This is a genomic window from Limnohabitans sp. T6-20, from assembly GCF_003063505.1.
Taxonomy (GTDB): Bacteria; Pseudomonadota; Gammaproteobacteria; order Burkholderiales; family Burkholderiaceae_C; genus Limnohabitans_A.
The window spans coordinates 779,775-797,879 of record NZ_NERW01000003.1 but is presented as its reverse complement, the minus strand read 5'-3'; the positions used below and the strand labels follow the sequence as shown (position 1 = coordinate 797,879).

Annotated in this window: 17 protein-coding genes; 11 read left to right on the top strand and 6 right to left on the bottom strand. The window is 57.7% G+C overall.

Features of this window, described 5'->3' with window-relative positions; translation table 11 throughout:
- The first annotated feature begins 20 nt into the window (after window positions 1-20).
- Complete coding sequence (gene ppk1, locus B9Z33_RS14530) at window positions 21-2,105, top strand: polyphosphate kinase 1 (RefSeq protein ID WP_108287699.1); 2,085 nt, start codon at window positions 21-23, stop codon at window positions 2,103-2,105.
- Between the two features lie 4 nt (window positions 2,106-2,109).
- Window positions 2,110-2,571 carry a histidine phosphatase family protein gene (locus B9Z33_RS14525; protein ID WP_108287698.1) on the top strand — a complete coding sequence of 154 codons (462 nt, stop codon included), beginning with the start codon at window positions 2,110-2,112 and terminating at the stop codon, window positions 2,569-2,571.
- A gap of 5 nt (window positions 2,572-2,576) precedes the next feature.
- Here B9Z33_RS14525 and B9Z33_RS15760 read toward each other — a convergent pair whose 3' ends face one another.
- Entirely contained in the window at window positions 2,577-2,807 is a 231-nt protein-coding gene (locus B9Z33_RS15760) for a hypothetical protein (RefSeq protein WP_233252849.1), read from the bottom strand.
- A gap of 43 nt (window positions 2,808-2,850) precedes the next feature.
- On the opposite strand from B9Z33_RS15760, the gene B9Z33_RS15640 reads away from it, so the two are divergent.
- Window positions 2,851-3,051 (top strand): hypothetical protein, encoded by a 201-nt coding sequence (locus B9Z33_RS15640; protein ID WP_199220381.1) that lies wholly within the window; start codon window positions 2,851-2,853, stop codon window positions 3,049-3,051.
- Window positions 3,052-3,180: 129 nt separating this feature from the next.
- On the opposite strand, the gene ppx is transcribed toward B9Z33_RS15640, so the two are convergent.
- The 4 genes from ppx to B9Z33_RS14500 form a co-directional block, all read right to left on the bottom strand.
- The gene (gene ppx / locus B9Z33_RS14515) at window positions 3,181-4,683 is read right to left on the bottom strand and encodes an exopolyphosphatase (protein WP_108287697.1); all 1,503 of its coding nucleotides are present in this window, start codon (window positions 4,681-4,683) and stop codon (window positions 3,181-3,183) included.
- Window positions 4,684-4,792: 109 nt separating this feature from the next.
- Window positions 4,793-5,149, bottom strand: a complete 357-nt coding sequence (locus B9Z33_RS14510) for a helix-turn-helix transcriptional regulator (RefSeq protein ID WP_108287921.1) — start codon at window positions 5,147-5,149, stop codon at window positions 4,793-4,795.
- 23 nt (window positions 5,150-5,172) lie between these two features.
- Window positions 5,173-6,459, bottom strand: coding sequence for an organoarsenical effux MFS transporter ArsJ (gene arsJ / locus B9Z33_RS14505; RefSeq protein ID WP_108287696.1), 1,287 nt, complete (start codon window positions 6,457-6,459; stop codon window positions 5,173-5,175).
- A 1-nt stretch (window position 6,460) separates the two neighbouring features.
- Entirely contained in the window at window positions 6,461-7,504 is a 1,044-nt protein-coding gene (locus tag B9Z33_RS14500) for an ArsJ-associated glyceraldehyde-3-phosphate dehydrogenase (protein WP_108287695.1), read from the bottom strand.
- Window positions 7,505-7,685: 181 nt separating this feature from the next.
- Here B9Z33_RS14500 and B9Z33_RS14495 point away from each other — a divergent pair, with 181 nt between their 5' ends.
- The gene (locus B9Z33_RS14495; protein WP_108287694.1) at window positions 7,686-9,911 is read left to right on the top strand and encodes a PhoX family phosphatase; all 2,226 of its coding nucleotides are present in this window, start codon (window positions 7,686-7,688) and stop codon (window positions 9,909-9,911) included.
- 86 nt (window positions 9,912-9,997) lie between these two features.
- Here the strand turns inward: B9Z33_RS14495 and B9Z33_RS14490 are convergent, their stop codons facing one another.
- On the bottom strand, window positions 9,998-11,296 hold the full coding sequence (locus B9Z33_RS14490; RefSeq protein ID WP_108287693.1) for a DUF4010 domain-containing protein: 1,299 nt from the start codon (window positions 11,294-11,296) through the stop codon (window positions 9,998-10,000).
- A gap of 198 nt (window positions 11,297-11,494) precedes the next feature.
- On the opposite strand from B9Z33_RS14490, the gene pstS reads away from it, so the two are divergent.
- The 7 genes from pstS (at window position 11,495) to phoR (ending at window position 18,034) form a co-directional block, all read left to right on the top strand.
- Entirely contained in the window at window positions 11,495-12,511 is a 1,017-nt protein-coding gene (gene pstS, locus B9Z33_RS14485; RefSeq protein ID WP_108287692.1) for a phosphate ABC transporter substrate-binding protein PstS, read from the top strand.
- A gap of 109 nt (window positions 12,512-12,620) precedes the next feature.
- Window positions 12,621-13,607, top strand: coding sequence for a phosphate ABC transporter permease subunit PstC (gene pstC, locus B9Z33_RS14480; protein ID WP_199220359.1), 987 nt, complete (start codon window positions 12,621-12,623; stop codon window positions 13,605-13,607).
- A 21-nt stretch (window positions 13,608-13,628) separates the two neighbouring features.
- On the top strand, window positions 13,629-14,477 hold the full coding sequence (pstA, locus tag B9Z33_RS14475) for a phosphate ABC transporter permease PstA (protein ID WP_108287690.1): 849 nt from the start codon (window positions 13,629-13,631) through the stop codon (window positions 14,475-14,477).
- Window positions 14,478-14,500: 23 nt separating this feature from the next.
- Window positions 14,501-15,280 carry a phosphate ABC transporter ATP-binding protein PstB gene (pstB, locus tag B9Z33_RS14470; RefSeq protein ID WP_108287689.1) on the top strand — a complete coding sequence of 260 codons (780 nt, stop codon included), beginning with the start codon at window positions 14,501-14,503 and terminating at the stop codon, window positions 15,278-15,280.
- Between the two features lie 14 nt (window positions 15,281-15,294).
- Entirely contained in the window at window positions 15,295-15,993 is a 699-nt protein-coding gene (gene phoU, locus B9Z33_RS14465) for a phosphate signaling complex protein PhoU (RefSeq protein WP_108287688.1), read from the top strand.
- Window positions 15,990-16,685 (top strand): phosphate regulon transcriptional regulator PhoB, encoded by a 696-nt coding sequence (phoB, locus tag B9Z33_RS14460; RefSeq protein ID WP_108287687.1) that lies wholly within the window; start codon window positions 15,990-15,992, stop codon window positions 16,683-16,685. Before phoU ends, phoB begins: the two co-directional genes overlap by 4 nt.
- Window positions 16,686-16,699: 14 nt before the next feature.
- Entirely contained in the window at window positions 16,700-18,034 is a 1,335-nt protein-coding gene (gene phoR / locus B9Z33_RS14455) for a phosphate regulon sensor histidine kinase PhoR (protein ID WP_108287686.1), read from the top strand.
- Window positions 18,035-18,105 lie beyond the last annotated feature (71 nt).

Here is an 18,105-nt window from a genome sequence, read left to right as displayed (position 1 = left end):
TCAATTCATTACACAGTGCCATGGTTCATTCAAAAGACGCGATTTCATTTGCAGACGATCGGTATGCCCTGCTGGACCGGGATCTGAGCATCCTTGCTTTCAATGAGCGTGTGCTGGACTGGGCGCACCGCCCGGAAGTGCCCGTACTGGAGCGTTTGCGCTATCTGTGCATTGTGTCGTCCAACTTGGACGAATTTTTTGAGGTGCGTGCAGAGCCCCACGTGATGGGCAGTTTGCAGAGTTTGAAATCGGGGCAGTACACCGCAGCGAGTCTGGCCGCCATTTCTGAAAAAACCAATGCGATGATCGCGCGGCAATACGCGCTGTACAACGACGATTTGCTGCCCACCTTGCAGCGCAAGGGTTACCGCATCCTGTCCCACGGCGAGCGCAATGCGGCGCAGCGCCAATGGGTGCGCAGCTATTTCCAGCGCGAGGTTCAACCTTTGCTGGTGCCTGTAGGCTTGGACCCCGCACACCCGTTTCCTCAGGTGGCCAACAAGTCCCTCAATTTCATTGTTCAGCTGTCGGGCAAGGATGCTTTTGGCCGATCCAATGAAATCGCGATCGTCAAAGTACCCCGTGTGTTGCCCCGCCTGATCCCCTTGCCAGCCAAGGTGTGTGATGGCAGCACCGCCTTTGTCATGCTGTCCAGTGTGATTCGGGCGCATTTGGCCGAGTTGTTTCCGGGCCGTGAGGTCGGGCAGTTCTCGCAGTTTCGGGTCACGCGTAACTCGGATCTCGCGGTAGACGAAGACGAAATCGCCAATCTGCGCATGGCCTTGCGCCAAGGACTGCAGCACCGTCACTACGGCCAGGCGGTTCGACTGGAAGTGTCTGCCAACTGTTCACCCCGCTTGGTGGAGTTTTTGCGCAAGGAGTTTCAGCTGCCGGAGCCATCGGTGTTTCGGGTCAATGGACCCGTGAATCTGGTGCGCTTGATGCAGCTGATCGATCTGATCGATGCGCCCGAATTGCTGTTCCCGCCTTACAAAGCCAGTTTTCCAATACAAGTGCCGCAGCACGGTTCGATCTTTGCGCGCCTCAAAGACGGTGATGTGATGATCCACCAGCCGTTTGAGAGTTTCGATGGCGTGCTGGCGTTTTTGCGTGAAGCCGTCATGGACCCGAATGTGCTGGCCATCAAGCAAACGATTTACCGTGCAGGCAGCGATCCGACCATGATGGATTTGCTGCGCGAAGCCGTCCGCCGCGGCAAGGAAGTGACCGCGGTGGTGGAGTTGAAAGCCCGATTTGACGAAGAAGCCAACATCAACTGGGCTGAGCAACTCGAATCGATTGGCGTGCAGGTGGTTTACGGCATCGTGGGTCTGAAGACACACGCCAAGATGTTGTTGGTCACGCGGCGCGAGGGGCGCTCGCTCAAGCGTTATGGGCATTTGTCGACAGGCAATTACAACCGTCGCACTGCAGCCCTCTACACCGATATCAGCTACCTCACCGCCGATGCCGACATCACCTCGGACATGGACCAGTTGTTTGGCCACTTGGCCAGCCAGAGCCGCTTGCCGAAAATGAAGCGTTTGCTGGTGGCCCCTTTTCAGCTGCATGCCGACATGCAAGCGCGCATCAGGGCTGTGGGCGATGCGGCGGCGCGAGGCGCTGTGGGGCGCATTGTGATCAAGATGAACGCCTTGACCGATGAGCCTTTGATCGAGGCTTTGCTGGAGGCGGGACAAAAAGGCGCCAAGATCGACCTGATTGTGCGCGGGGCCTGCATGCTGCCTGCCGGTGTGGCGGGCTTCAGTGAAAACATCCGGGTGCGCTCGGTCATTGGCCGCTTTCTGGAGCACTCGCGGGTGTTTTACTTTTGCGCCGACCAAGACGAATCGCTGTATCTGTCGAGTGCCGACTGGATGAGCCGCAACATGACGCGCAGGATCGAATTGGCATGGCCCGTGACAGACCCGGTTTTGCGTCAACGCATCATTGACGAATGCCTGATTGCCTACCTGCACGATGGCCGCGATGCCTGGGATCTGGCCCCCGACGGTCAATACCACCGTGTGGGTTTGACGGCGCCCGGCCATGGCGCTCAGAACGCTTTGATGCAACGCTACAGCGCCGCTACCCACCAGGAGTAATGCGATGGACTTGATTGTCTGGCGTCATGCCGAAGCCCACGAGGCTGAGTCCGGTGAAGACGATATGCAAAGGGTCTTGACTCCCCGTGGCCGCAAACAGGCGGAGCGCATGGCGGTCTGGCTTGAAAACCAGCTGCCACAAGGCACCCGGATTTTGAGCAGTCCGGCCGTCAGGTCCGAGCAAACGGTGCGTGCCTTGGGACGGAAATACAAAGTGCGTGATGCCTTGTCGCCAGGCGCTTCGGTTCAGGATGTTCTGGAAACTTCGGGCTGGCCTGATGCCAAGTACCCGGTTTTGTTGGTGGGGCACCAGCCCGCATTGGGCAGCGTGATCGCCCATTTGCTGAAAATGCCGGATGACGCATGTGCCATCCGCAAAGGTGCCGTCTGGTGGTTGCGCCGACGCAGCCGGGAAGGCCTGGACCAGACAGTCCTTTTGGCCGTGACCTCCCCGGAAAAACTGTAAAGGTGTCAGTCTTTGGCAGGGCGTCCGGTCTTGATGGTCGGAATGCTGGCCAAGGCCTTTTTGAATGATGCATCTGCCATGCCGGCCAGTGCGCTCAAGCCTGCGCGAATCAGCTCGCTTTTCTTGACGCCAACACCCAGCGTCAATGCACGCTTTTTCATCTCGCCGATTTGCAGCAGCTCGGTTTTGGGGATGGTGAAACTGTCACGCACCACTTTGACTTTTTTGTCTTTCAAGGGTTTTGCAGGTGCTGCTGCCTGCTTTTTGAGCGCGGGCTGCTTGGCAGCTGTTTTGGGGCTTGGCTTTGTTGCGGGTTTTTTTGCCACAGGCTTGGCCCGTTGTGGTTTTGGGGCTGCTTTGGTGGATGCCGCTTTCACCGGTGCCGCTGCTTTTTTGCGTGCAGGTGTTTGGACTGTATCGGCAGCAGGTGTGGATGGGGTCGATGGGCTTGAAGTCATGTTCATGGTGAGTGAATTTTAAAATTAACGGTGTATACAGTTTATACCGTTGATTCAAAAATGACAAGTCAGTCGGTCAGCACCAACAGACTTGGCCCTCACCGTGGCTCCAAATTCCGGCGTCTGTGTGTGCCTGCACACATGCAAATGTTCAATCTGTTTGCACCTGAAACGTCCAGTCGGTTTTTTGCCAGGCCGTTTTTTCTTCCCGCAACAGGTGGGTGGACTGGGGCCAAAGTTCTGCCCAGTCGGGGCTGATTTTCAGGCGGGCTGTGCGTCGCAGCGCATCACAGCTGATGTCCAGACCTGACAAGTCGGGGTCACGTCGTGCATGGCACACAATCACGGCCAGGCGCAGGGCCATGAGTTGTTGCACAAAGCTGCCGTCCTCCATCTCGACTTCGAGTTTGCGCAATTTGCCCCGGTGGCCCAGCACCAATTGGCTCAGGCGGTGCAGCTCGTCGAGGGTGAAGCCGGGCAGGTCGGTGTTGTCCAGAATGTAGGCACCATGCTTGTGGTAATCGCTGTGCGAGATGCGCAGACCGGTTTCGTGCAATTGGCACGCCCAATGCAGTTTTTGCAAATAACGCTGGCGCTCACCTGCAGGGGTGCCAGCGTTGTCTGGAATCATCGCCTGCAGCAGGCTTTGGGCCGTTCGGGACACCCTGTCGGCTTGCACTTTGTCGGTGCCAAAGCGTTGCGCCAGCCAATCGACCATCGATGAACGGACATCCTGCGTGCCTTCGCGGTCAATCAGGTCGTACAGCGCACCATGCCTGAGCGCGCCTTGGGCCACGTGCATTTCATCGATTTGCAGCAAGTCAAACACCGCTTGCAAGACCGCCAAGCCCCCGCCAATGACGGGTTTGCGGTCTTCTTTGACACCTTCGAGCCGCAGATTTTCTGGTTTTTGGGCTTTGAGCAAGCGGTCCTTGAGCCAGGCCAGGCCTTCGCGCGTGATCTGGCCTGGCGGCCAGCCTGCCGCTGTCAACACATCCGAGACAGCCCCCACGGTGCCAGAAGAGCCGTAGCACTTGTCCCAGTGGCTGCGGTTGAACAGAATTTGGGCTTCGTCCAGCACGGCCTTGGCCGCAATTTCGGCCGACTTGAAGGCCGATGAGGTCCACAAACCGTCGGGGAAAAACTTCATCGACCAGGCCACGCTGCCCACGCGGTAAGACTCCAGGGTGCTTGCGCTTTCGTGCTGGCCCAAAATCATTTCGGTGGAACGCCCGCCAATGTCCACCACCAGGCGGCGCTCATCGGACTGAGGCAACAGGTGCGAGACACCGAGGTAGATCAGACGGGCTTCTTCCTTGCCGGCGATCACTTCGATCGGAAAACCCAGAATGCGCTTGGCCTTGGCCAAAAACACATCGCGGTTGCGAGCCTCGCGCAGGGTTTGTGTGGCCACCGCACGCACTTGGCTGGGCCTGAAGCCTGCAATGCGTTCGCCGAAACGGGCCAGGCAATCCCAACCGCGCTCCATCGCTTCGTCTGTCAGGTTGCGCTCGGTGTCCAGGCCATTGCCCTGTCGCACGGTTTCCTTGATGTACTCCACGCGCCGCAACTGACCCGCATCCATTTGACCAATTTCGAGCCGAAAACTGTTGGAGCCCAGATCAATGGCGGCGTAGAGAGACTTGGTTTGCATGAGGGCAGGTGGCGTTGGCAAAGGAAGGTTCAGATTATGTGACGGATGTATGTCGATTCGATGACGGGCGCTGGGTTCGGAACGCGATGCTGACAGCAAGCGCCTGGGTTCAACGTATCGCAGGCTCCGCTGTACAGCAGTTGTCCGGCCCACAAGCCACCGGCGACATGTCAACGCAAGGCACGCCCTGGCAGCAGTGGTCGGTCAAAAAACCGACCAGGCTTTGCATGGCGGTCATGTCGGCGCGGTAACGCATAAAACGACCTTCGCGTTGCACGCTCACCAGGCCCGCATGGTGCAGTTCCTTGAGGTGAAAAGACAAGGTGTTGGGTGGCACTTGCAGCGCTTGCGACAGCTGGCCCGGCTGCATGCCTTCGGGGCCTGCGCCCACGATGGCCCGGAACACGCGCAAGCGCGAGGGTTGTGCTAAAGCCGCCAGGGCCCTGACGGCAAGGTCTTCGTCCATGGCGTTCAAAAAGGTGTCGGTGGTCATGGGGTGCCTGTCTTTTCTAAGGGCTTGGTGTGTTCAAGCAAACCTACGGGCAGACGCAAGGTGGTCAGCCAGCACAGCAAGAGCATGAGCGCCGAACCCAGCAAGGCGTACAGCAGCCCGCCCCATTGGTACAGCAGGCCCGACAGCAGCGTCCCCATGAAGCGGCCCAGTGCGTTGGCCGCGTAGTAAAAGCCCACGTCTTCGGCCGCTTTTTCAGAGCCCGCGTAGGCCAATATCAGGTAACTGTGCACCGACGAGTTGATGGCAAAGGCAAAGCCGAAGAGGCTCAGGCCCCCGACCACCCACCACTGCAGCTGCGGCGCTTGCAGCCAAACGGCGGCGGCAATGCCCAGTGGAATGAGCGTGAGCGCCGCCGACCACCAACGCGCAGCAGGCACCTCGCGGCTCAGGCCGTCGGCGCTGCGGCGCACCAGTTGCGGGGCCAGCGCTTGCACCAGGCCGTAGCCAATCGTCCAGGCGGCCAAAAAGCCGCCCACCATGGTGAAGGTCCAGCCGACTGAATACAAAAACACCGGCACGCCCACCACAAACCACACGTCGCGTGCGCCAAACAAGGCCACACGGGCAGCAGCCAGCGCGTTGATGCCTTCACTCTTTGCAAACAACTCACGCGCCGAACCCGAGGCTTTGCTCTTGCCCATCATGGGTGGCAAGCTGCTCACCACCCCGATCAATACCAAAGCCAAGAGGCCTGACATGGCCCAGAGCGAACCCTGAAAACCCAGCGTCTCCAGAAGCAAGCCGCCCAAAAAGAAGCCAAAGCCTTTCATGGCATTTTTGCTGCCGGTGAACCAAGCCACCCATTTGAACAATTGGCCGTTGCCTTGGTCTTTGGCTTGCGCCTGCGTGATCTTGATGGCCGACTTGCTGGCGGTTTTAGTCAGGTCTTTGGCCACACCACACACCCCTTGCGACAACACGACCCAGGCGACCGACAGGCTGGCGGTCCATTCGGGTTGCAGTGCCGACAGCAAGCCAAAGCCGATGATCTGCGTGGTCAAACCCACGGTGAGCATGCGGGCGATGCCAAAGCGCGTGGCCAGCCAGCCGCCGATCAGGTTGGCCAGCACGCCCGCCGCTTCGTACAGCAAGAACAAAAAGGCCAGCGTGAAAGGCGAATAGCCCAGCTTGTAAAAATGCAGCAGCACCAACATGCGCAAAGCGCCATCGGTCAGGGTGAAGCCCCAATAGGCGGCGGTGACGATGCCGTAGTTGCGTTCAGCGGTGGTGACACCGCCGTAGTGGCGTTCAGCAGCGTTCATCTCAGATGCCGACTTCGTTCATGTGGCAAGCCAGGTCCACCATGCGGCAGGCGTAGCCCATTTCGTTGTCGTACCAAGCATAGATTTTGAGCATCGTGCCGTCGGTCACCAGCGTGGACAGTGCGTCCACGATGGCGCTGCGCGTGTCGCGGGCGTAATCCACGCTGACCAAGGGGCGCGTTTCGTAGCCGAGGATGCCGGCCAGCGGGCCTTGGGCTGCGGCGGCAAACAAGGCGTTGACTTCTTCAGCGCTCGTTTCGCGCTTCATCTCGAACACGCAGTCGGTCAGCGAGGCGTTGAGCACCGGGGCACGTACCGCGTGGCCGTTGAGCTTGCCCTTGAGCTCGGGGTAGATCAGGGCAATCGCCGTGGCGCTGCCGGTGGTGGTGGGGGCCAGGCTGGTCATGGCGCTGCGGGCGCGGCGCAGGTCTTTGTGCGGCGCATCGACCACCAAATTGGTGTTGGTCGGGTCGTGGATGGTGGTGATCTGCCCGTGCTTGATGCCGATGGCTTCGTGCACGACTTTGACGACCGGGGCCAAGCAGTTGGTGGTGCAAGACGCGGCTGTGACGATGCGGTCTTTGGCTGGGTTGTACTGCGTGTGGTTGATGCCCATCACGATGTTCAGCACATCGCCCACCTTGACGGGCGCGGCCACGATGACGCGTTTAGCCCCCCGGTCCAGGTGGCCCTGAATGGTTTCGGGCGTGAGGAATTTGCCCGTGCACTCCAGCACCAGGTCCACGCCCATGTCGCCCCAGGGGATGTCGGCCGGGTTGGCGTGCGATGAAAAACCCAAGGTGCGATCACCGATGCTGATCTGGCTTTCGCCTTCGGCTTCGATGTGCTCACGCCACTTGCCCTGCACAGAATCAAACGCCAGCAAATGGGCCGTGGCCGCTGCGCCGCCTTTGAGCTCATTGACGTGCACCACCTCCAGGCGATTGCCTGCGCGGGGGTCGTCTTGCTGGCGCTCGGCAGCGCCCATGGCCGCACGCAAGGCCAAGCGGCCGATGCGTCCCATGCCGTTGATACCGACTTTCATGCTTTATCTTTCAATGGTTCTGGAAATGTGGTTTTCTGCATTTTGTCATGACTCTGTGACGATTGCGTGACGTTCAGGCGCGGCAAACACCTCGTCTGCTCGTCTTTAAATTGTCAAAATAAAGCCATGAAATCGTCACATCAAAAACATGAAATCAAGCTTTTCTCACTGGAGCTTTACCATGTCCAACCACGACCTTGACCCTGTTTGCAACACCTCTGACAACCTCCACTTTCAGGATGTTTTGACACAGTCCTTGCAAAACCCCATGCGCCGTGGCTTGTTGCGCGGTGGTTTAGGCCTGGCGGGTCTGGCCATGTTGCCCGGCTGCGCCACTTTGACATCCGGCATGGCCGCTGCGCCCACCGCGCTGGGTTTTGCGGCGGTGGACAAAAGCCTGCTCGACAACGTGATGTTGCCTCCTGGCTACCAGTACAGCGTTTTGCACGCCACGGGCGATGCGCTGGACTCCAGCTTGCCCGCCTATTCCAACTTGGGCACCGAGACCGACGACTGGTCGCGTCGGATTGGTGATCACCATGACGGCATGGACATTTATTACATCGATGCAAATGGCCGCTATTCCGACAAGGAAACGGCCCGTGCTGTGCTGTGTGTGAACCATGAAAGCTCGGCCGATGCACATTTCATGCACCCCAACGGCCAGACCTCCAACAACGTCAGTGGTAAAAAATTCGACCAGTTTGGTCAATGGGATCTGGGCACACGTCCGGAGCTGGAAGTGCTCAAGGAAATCAACCACCATGGCGTGAGCGTGGTCGAGATCGTCAAAACACCACAAGGCTGGCGCATCGTGCAAGACTCGCCTCTTAACCGTCGCATCACGGCGCAAACACCGGTTCGCATCAGTGGCCCCCGAGCCGCCATTGACCAGATTCGCAGCCTCATGGTCACGCGTTGGGACACGGCCGGTGCCATGGCTCGGGGCACTTTGAACAACTGTGGTCACGGTAAAACCCCTTGGGGTACTTACCTGGGCTGCGAAGAAAATTGGGCCTTTTACTTTCAGACCACTGGCGCAGGTGCCGCTTTGTCGGCCAAAGAAGTGGCCTCGCGCAAGCGTTATGGCGTGGCATCAGAGCCCCCTGCCACTGGTGCCACCAAAGCCGTGAGCCAGGGCTGGCACACCGTGTCTGCGACAGATGACCGTTTTTCCCGCTGGAATCTGGCCGCTGTGGGCGCCAACGCTGAAAAGGATTTTCGCAATGAAGCCAACACCTTTGGCTACATCCTCGAAATCGACCCGCTGGCCCCCAACTCCACACCAGCCAAGCGCACGGCCATGGGACGCTTCGCCCACGAAGCCGCCGTTTGTGGTGTGCCCAAGGCGGGCGAGCCTTTGGCGTTTTACATGGGTTGCGATTCGCGCAACGAATACATCTACAAGTTCGTGACCGCTGCCGTGTGGGACCCACGTGATGTGGGCGGCGGCATGGTAGCGGGTGACAAATACCTGAGTGAGGGCAAACTTTACGTGGCCCGCTTTGACGCCAGCGGTCAGGGCGAATGGTTGGAGCTGAACATCGCCGACCCGCGCATCGCTCAGCACAGCGCCTACAAGTTTGCCGATCAGGGTGATGTATTGGTCAATGCCCGCCATGCCGCAGACGCGGTGGGGGCCACCAAGATGGATCGCCCGGAGTGGGGTGCCGTCAACCACCGCAATGGCGAAATTTACTTTTCGTTGACCAACAACAGCGCTGCCAACCGCACGCCCTCCAAAGTGGACGCAGCCAATCCACGTGCCTATATGGATCTGGATGGCATCAAGTCTTCGGGTAACCCCAACGGCCACATCATTCGGTTCAGGGAGTCGGGACACCAAGCCAACGCCAAAGCGTTTGCCTGGGACATCTTCTTGTTTGGTGCAGAAGAAGACATGAGCGATGCCAACTTGTCGGGTCTGACGGCCAAAAACGCGTTTTCTTCGCCGGATGGCCTGTGGTTCAGCAAAGCCACCGGCATTTGCTGGATCCAGACGGACGATGGTGCCTACACCGACGAGACCAATTGCATGATGCTGGCCGCCATTCCTGGGCAGGTGGGGGACGGTGCCAAGGTCACGGTCAAAAATAAAATGATCGTCAATGGTGTTGAGCAAACGGGCACACAGGAAACATTTTTGGGCGCGGCTTTGGGTGAAGCGAAACTGCGCCGTTTTCTGGTGGCACCCAAGGGTTCTGAGGTGACCGGCATTACCGAAACGGCCGATGGTCGAACCTTGTTTGTCAACATCCAGCACCCGGGCGAGCTGTCCAAGCCCTTGTCTTCGGGCATCGCCCCGCAAAGCACATGGCCAGGGAATCAGGGTTTTGGCCCCAAAGGCCGTCCCCGTTCGGCCACCATCGTCATCACACGCAAAGACGGTGGTCTGATCGGCTTGTAAACGCGACAGAGTCGGTTTGCCCGTTTTCCGGGTGACGCCAAGGCCACGCCCCGTGCGTGGCCTTTTTTGATTGCACTTTGTCTGGCTCAGCGAAAAAACGGCCCATTCACCACCAGCAAACTGAGCCAGACCGCCGCAATGAGGGTGAACAGGCCTGGCAAAAACTGCATCGCAAAGGCCTTGCCACCCACCAGCACGGCCATCAATGCTTTGCTCAGGCTGTTGGCGCTCACGGCCAGCCAGATGCAAACCTGTGCTTGCGGGTGTGAAATCAGGTCTTGCTTGACCAGCACACCCATGGTGGCCACGGTGGCGTGTGCATCGACCAGGCCTGACAACGCGGCCGAAATCCATGCGCCGGGCGTGCCCCATTGCTGGTTCAAGCCTGCGGTCATCACGGTGACGCCGAGCAAGGCCAGCGCCAGAAGCAAGCTCGTTTTGAGGTCGAACGCATGGCCTTGCAGTGCCATGTCTTGCGAGCTTGGCGTGTCAGTCTTGATGCGTGCTTGCCAAGCGGCCAGGGCCAGACCGATGCCTGTCCCCAAAGCCAGAGGTATCCACATGTGCACCAGCAATTCAGGCAGGGTGATCGCCACCAGCAAGCCCAACTGGATGAATGTGGATGCGCAGGACAGCAAAGCGCCTGTTGCAGCCAGTGGCAGTTGTGCGGGCTCTGATTTGGACAATTTGGCCATGTTGGCAACGGTGGCTGTGCTCGATACAAACCCACCCAAAAAGCCTGCCCAGGCCAAGCCACCGCGGTGCCCCAGCAATCGTCTGAAGACATGCCCCAAGGCGCCAATGGTCATCATCAAAATCACAAAGCGTGTCAATTGATGCCCGTTGACCGCGTTGAAGGGGCCTGCAAATTCGTCGGGTGCCAGTGGCAACACAATCATGGCCAAAGCCAGAAAGACAATCAGGTCCTCCAGCTCTTGTTGCGTCATGGCTTGGCGCACGAACTGGTGGAGGCGCTCACGTTGCGCCAGCAGGGCAGTCAAGACAATGCCGATGACCGCTGCCAAAGCCGCGTTTTGTACGGCCATGGCCCCCAGCAAAAAGGTCAACAAAATGGCGACTTCAGAGGTGATGCCGGGGTCGTGACGGCGAGACAGTCGGTAGGACGCGAAAGCCAATGCGCCCACGGTCAGCAGCGCAGCACCAAGCAGCACCCATGAGCCCAGGCTTTGCGCAACAAAACCGCACAAAGACACGCTTGCAAATGTGCGAATGCCTGCCGAGCGCCGCAAGGGGCCATCGCCTTTGCGGCGCTCTCTTTCGGCCCCGACCAGCAAACCAATGCCCAAAGCAACAGAAAGATCAAAAAGAACCGAAACAGAGAGAAAGCTCGACATTTGATGCTTTTTGAGAACAGAAAGGCTCATGAGCCTAGTCCTTCAGGCGGTTGAAAACTTGATCTGGACCAAGTTTTAGCGGATCCGGCCAGTGTTCGTCATCAAAACAAAGGGTTTTCTGACACGGCATTGTCACAATTGGTGGATAAAGTTGAAACAGGTGCCGAAAAGCTATCGTGAGCACCCGTCCGAATCCCGAATTTTTATCACCCTGAACCAGGAGTTGACATGTTGAAAATGAAATCTGCCATCGCTGCGATTGGCCTGAGTGTGGTGGCTGCCACCACATGGGCTGCTGACATCACAGGCGCCGGCGCCACATTCCCATACCCCATCTACGCCAAGTGGGCCGAGGCTTACAAAGCCGCCACTGGTGTGGGCCTGAACTACCAATCCATCGGTTCTTCGGGTGGCTTGAAGCAAATTCGTGCCAAAACCGTGAGCTTTGGCGCTTCTGACGCGCCCGTGTCGGGTGCTGATCTGGACAAAGACGGCATGGTCCAGTTTCCTGCCATCGTGGGCGGCACTGTGCCGGTTGTGAACCTGGAAGGCTTCAAGCCCGGCGAATTGCGCATCACCGGCCCTGTGCTGGCCGAGGTTTACATGGGTGTCATCACCAAGTGGAACGATGCCAAATTGGCGGCGCTGAACCCTGGCAAGAAGTTGCCTGACCAGGCCATCACCGTGGTGCACCGCGCTGACGGTTCGGGCACCACGTTCAACTTCACCGACTACCTGACTGCCATCAGCAAAGATTGGGCAGACAAAGTGGGCAAGGGCGCTGCTGTGAAGTGGCCGGCTGATTCGTCCGTGGGTGGCAAGGGCAACGAAGGCGTGGCCGCCAACGTGAACCGCGTCAAGGGTGCTGTGGGTTATGTGGAATACGCCTACGTCAAGAAAAACAACATGACTTTCCTGCAGCTGCAAAACGCGGCGGGCAAGTATGTGAGCCCTGATGACTTGACCTTTGCGGCCGCAGCGGCCAGCGCCGACTGGTTCAGCGTGCCCGGCATGGGCGTGTCCATGGTGAATGCCAAGGGCAACGAGAGCTGGCCCATCAGCACCGCTTCGTTCATCTTGATGTACAAGAAGCCCGCCGACAAGGCTGCGTCAGACGAAGTCCTGAAGTTCTTTGAATGGTCTTTCAAGAATGGCAAGAAAATGGCCGCGGACATGGACTATGTGCCATTGCCAGACAGCCTGACCAGCCAGATCCGCACCAAAGTCTGGTCCGAGATCAAGTAAACCGAGTTGAAGCCTGCTGTGCAGGCTTCACAGACCTCTTGCCCACATGGGTGAGGGGTCTTTGCTCAAAACAGTGGTATTTGCTATGCAGTTGTCACAAGGAATAACTATGGGCTCGATCGAAACGGCCAGCCAAGTGCCCGATCAAAACATGCTGTCCGTCGTGAAGCGACAACGCATCCAGGATTTCTTTTTTCACAAAATCACGCTGGGCTTTTCCCTGCTGGTCTTGTTTGCCCTCTTGGGCATCATCATTTCTTTGCTCATCAACGCTTGGCCGTCGCTGTCGAAGTTCGGCTTCCAGTTCATCTGGCGCGTTGAGTGGGACATCGTCAACGACGAGTTCGGCGCAGCGATCGCCATCTTTGGCACGCTGGTCAGCGCGGTCATCGCATTGGTGATTGCAGTGCCTTTGTCGTTTGGCATTGCCTTGTTCCTGACTGAAACCTGCCCCACGTATTTGCGCCGCCCCCTGGGCACGGCCATCGAATTGCTGGCTGCAGTGCCATCCATCATTTACGGCATGTTCGGTTTGTTCATCTTTGCCCCGCTCTTTGCCGAGTACGGACAGCCTGCCTTGCAGTCCACCTTGGGTCAAATGCCCATCATCGGCAGTCTGTTCGGCGGGGCCATGAACGGCGTGGGCATTTTGGCAGCAGGCATTATTTTGGCTTTCATGATCTTGCCCTTCATTGCCGCTGTGATGCGCGATGTGTTTGAGATCGTGCCGCCCATCTTGCGTGAGTCGGCTTATGGTTTGGGCTGCACCACGTGGGAAGTGGTGCGCAGCATTGTGTTGCCCTACACCCAAAAAGGTGTAATCGGCGGCGTCATGCTGGGCTTGGGGCGTGCACTGGGTGAAACCATGGCCGTGACCTTTGTGATTGGCAATTCACAGCGCTTGAGCGCATCGCTGTTTTCGCCAGGCACCACCATCGCTTCCACCTTGGCCAATGAATTCGGCGAGGCTGCAGACTTCCATTTGTCCACCCTCTTTGCATTGGGCTTCTTGCTGTTCGTGATCACTTTCATTGTCTTGAGCATTGCCAAGATCATGTTGATCCGTGCAGAAAAAGCCAAAGGCACCAAAAGCTGAGCACCGCACAGGAGAAATTTGATGGATTTGAAAATTTACAAACGCAGGCAACTGGCCAATCGGGTCGGACTGAGCTTGTCCATGATGGCCATGGGTCTCGGCTTGTTCGTTTTGTTGTGGATCTTGTACGTGCTGTTCTCGAACGGTATCGCTGCGCTCGATTGGGCCATGTTCACGCAATCCACCCCCGCACCCGGCTCGGATGGTGGTGGTCTGGCCAACGCCATTGTGGGCAGCTTGATGATGGTGCTGGTCACGGCCTTTGTGAGCACACCGATCGGCATCTTTGCCGGGGTTTACCTCGCCGAATATGGCGACCAGAGCAAAACAGCCGAACTGACCCGCTTTGTGACCGACATCATGTTGTCGGCGCCCTCGATTGTTTTGGGCCTGTTTGTCTATGCCATTTTGGTGGCGCAGGTGCAGCATTTTTCCGGTTGGGCTGGTTCGCTGGCCCTGTCGCTGATTGCCGTGCCGGTGGTGGTTCGCACCACTGAAAACATGCTGCGCCTGGTGCCCGGCAGCCTGCGCGAGGCGGCTTTTGCGCTGGGTGCACCCCGCTGGAAAGTGGCCACCTTCATCACGCTGCGTGCGGCCAAGTCGGGTGTCATGACTGGTTTACTGCTGGCGCTTGCCCGCATCAGCGGCGAGACAGCGCCTTTGCTGTTCACGGCACTGAACAACCAGTTCTTCTCGACCGACATGAACGCACCCATGGCCAACTTGCCGGTGGTGATCTTCCAGTTCGCCATGAGCCCTTACGACAACTGGGTTCGGTTGGCCTGGGGCGGCGCTTTGCTGATCACCTTGACGGTGCTGATTTTGAACATCCTGGCGCGCGTGTTTTTCCGCGACAAATCCCAAGCCTAATTTTTGAATGAATCGGAATTGACATGCCTGCAACTTCACCATTGCCATTGAAGAATGCGATTGAAATTCGCAATCTGAACTTTTTCTACGGTACCTTCAAGGGCCTGAAAAACGTCAACCTCGACATCGCCGAGAACAAGGTCACCGCTTTCATCGGTCCTTCGGGCTGCGGCAAATCGACTTTGCTGCGCACGCTCAACCGCATGTACAGCCTCTACCCCGGCCAGCGCGCCGAAGGTGAGATCAACCTGCATGGTCAAAACGTGCTGGATGCCAAGCAGGACTTGAACTTGCTGCGCGCCCGCGTTGGCATGGTATTTCAGAAACCGACGCCATTTCCGATGTCGATTTACGACAACATCGCTTTCGGTATCCGCCTTTATGAAAACTTGGGCCGAGCCGACATGGACGAGCGCGTGGAGTGGGCATTGTCCAAGGCCGCGATCTGGAACGAAGTCAAGGACAAACTTGGCCAAAGCGGTTTGTCATTGTCCGGTGGTCAGCAGCAACGCCTGTGCATTGCCCGCACCGTGGCCGTCAAGCCTTCGGTGATTTTGCTGGACGAGCCGACTTCTGCGTTGGATCCGATTTCTACTGCCAAGGTCGAAGAGCTGGTGAGTGAGCTCAAGAAAGACCACACCGTGGCCATCGTGACGCACAACATGCAGCAAGCAGCGCGTGTGTCTGACTTCACGGCCTACATGTATTTGGGCGAGTTGGTTGAGTTTGGGCAGACCGAGCAAATCTTCATGAAGCCTGCACGCCAAGAGACCGAAGACTACATCACCGGCCGTTTCGGCTGATCAGGAGAAGTACCATGGAAAAACACATTTCTAGCCAATTCGATGCCGACTTGACCAACGTGTCGTCCCGCGTTCTGGAGCTGGGGGGCCTGGTGGAGTCGCAGACACGCCATGCTGTCTACTCTTTGGCCCAGTTCAGCATGGAAGTTGCCAACCAGGTCATTGCCACCGAAAAGCAAGTGAACACGCTCGAAGTGGAAATTGACGCTGAACTGGCTTCAATCATTGCCCGCCGCCAGCCGACTGCCCGCGATTTGCGCTTGCTGATGGCCATCTCCAAGATCACCGGCAACCTGGAGCGCGCTGGTGACGAAGCCGAGCGCATTGCCCGCATGGTCAAGCAGATTTTGGAGCAAGGCAGTCCTCGCAACCTGCCTTCTTCCGAGTTGCGCATCGCGTCAGATTTGGCCTCAGATTTGCTGCGCAAAGCACTGGACGCGTTTGCGCGCCTGGATGTCAATACGGCACTTGTGATTCTCAAAGAAGACGATCTGATCGATGCCGAGTTCAATGGCTTTGTGCGCAAGCTGGTCACCTACATGATGGAAGACCCCCGCACCATTTCGGCCAGCCTGGATCTGTTGTTTGTGGCCAAGGCGATTGAACGCATTGGTGACCATGCCAAGAACATTGCTGAATTTGTGATTTATGTGGTCAAGGGTGCCGACGTACGCCACACGGCCCTGACGGACATCGAAAAAGCGTTCCAATGAGAAGCCTGCCCAGAATTCTGATCGTCGAGGACGAGGCTCCGATTGCCGAGTTGATCTCGGTGAACTTGCGCCACAACGGGTTTCAACCCGTCTGGGCCATGGACTCGGAGTCGGCGCAGCGTGAACTGGACGAAATCTTGCCCGATGTGATCTTGCTGGACTGGATGCTGCCGGGTGAAAGTGGGTTGGCATTGGCACGCCGCTGGAGGTCTGCTGCGCGCACCAAGGCCATTCCGATCCTCATGCTCACTGCGCGTGGTGATGAGGCCGACCGGGTCGCTGGTTTGGACGCAGGCGCTGACGATTACATCGTTAAACCGTTTTCGCCGCGTGAGCTTCTGGCCCGAATCCGTGCGGTTCTTCGCCGTCGGGTTCCTGAGTCCGCTGGTGGTGCCGTGAAGATTGGCGAATTGCAACTGGATGCGGATACCTACCGTGTCAGTTGGCAAGACAAGCCGATCAAAGTCGGCCCGACCGAATTCAAGTTGCTGCAATACCTGATGCGCCATCCGGAGCGTGTGCACACGCGCGGCATGTTGCTAGACAAAATTTGGGGTGATCACGTTTACATTGAAGAACGGACGGTGGACGTGCATGTCAAGCGCTTGCGAGAGTCGCTGGGTGATGCAGGCAGCATGATCGAAACGGTGCGCGGTGCAGGCTACCGCATGACCGGCTCTCCCGCGATTTAACGGTTGGCGTTTGAATGCTTGTCTCCTTAATTGAGCTGTTTTTTTCAGTGCTGGTGGTGGCTTTGTCGGTCTGGTGGTGGGCTGGCTTGACAGAAGCTGCCCTCGCTGCGCTGTTGGTCGTTTTGGTCTGTGCGGTTGGGGTGATCTGGAAAACCTACCGCATTGAACGGTGGTTGTCTGAATCTGATTTGCATACCCCCGTGCCCTGGAAAGGCGTCTGGTCAGAGATTGCTCATCGCATTCAGCGCTTGTTGCGCCAACGCGAAAATCAAGTGACTGTTGCAGAGCAGCGATTGCAGTATTTTTTGCAGGCCATTCAGGCTTCACCCAATGGCGTGACTTTGCTGGATGCACAAGGTCGCATTGAGTGGTGCAATTCCACCGCCTCCAGCCACCTGGGGCTGGATATCAGCCGTGATTTGAAGCAGCACATTGTCCATTTGGTTCGCGATCCCGTTTTTTCGAAATATTTCGCGACGGGAGATCATGACTCGGAGGTGATCATGGATGGCCGTGCCAGTTCAGTGTCAAGCACACCCAAGTTGTCGGTGCAGCTCCATGCTTATGGTGAAGGGCAGCAGTTGCTGCTGAGTCGTGACATCACCTCGGTGACCTTGGCCGATGCCATGCGCCGCGACTTTGTGGCGAATGTGTCGCACGAAATACGTACTCCCTTGACTGTGCTCAGTGGCTTTGTGGAGACTTTGCAGTCCATCCCCATGGAAGACAGCGAACGCCAGCAATATTTGGAATTGATGGCTGTTCAGGCCGATCGCATGCAAAGCCTGGTGGCCGATTTGTTGACCTTGTCACAGCTTGAAGGCAGCTCACCTCCTGGTTTGTACGAAAAGGTCAACTTGCCCGACTTGATGGCTCGTGTGACTTCGGATGCGCTGGCGCTGTCATCGGTCTTGTCTGGTCAAGAGGGTGATGATCGTGGACCGGTTCACGATCTGATTTTTGAGCCCGCACCCGATTGGGCATTGCTGGGCGTTCGGTCTGAGTTGCTCAGTGCCATGTCAAATTTGGTGAGCAACGCCATACGCTACACCCCTGCCGGTGGCGTGATTCGTGCAGCGTGGTCACGCACAGCGGATGGTGCCATTTTTTCAGTGAAAGACACTGGACCAGGGATTGCACCTGAGCATCTGCCTCGCTTGTCAGAGCGGTTCTATCGCGTGGATCGCAGTCGATCCCGTGAAACCGGTGGCACAGGTCTGGGTTTGGCCATTGCCAAGCACGTGGTCCAGCGCCATGGGGGGGAACTTCGCATCCAGAGCCAAGTGGGCAAAGGCTCCACGTTCATGTTGGTGTTGCCCGCGAGCCGAATCGAACCGTTGACCGACTGAAACAAAGCCCACAGTCAGCGCTTTGAAAGCGCAGATGGCGCCGTTCACAAGTTGACGGAAATTGACCATTG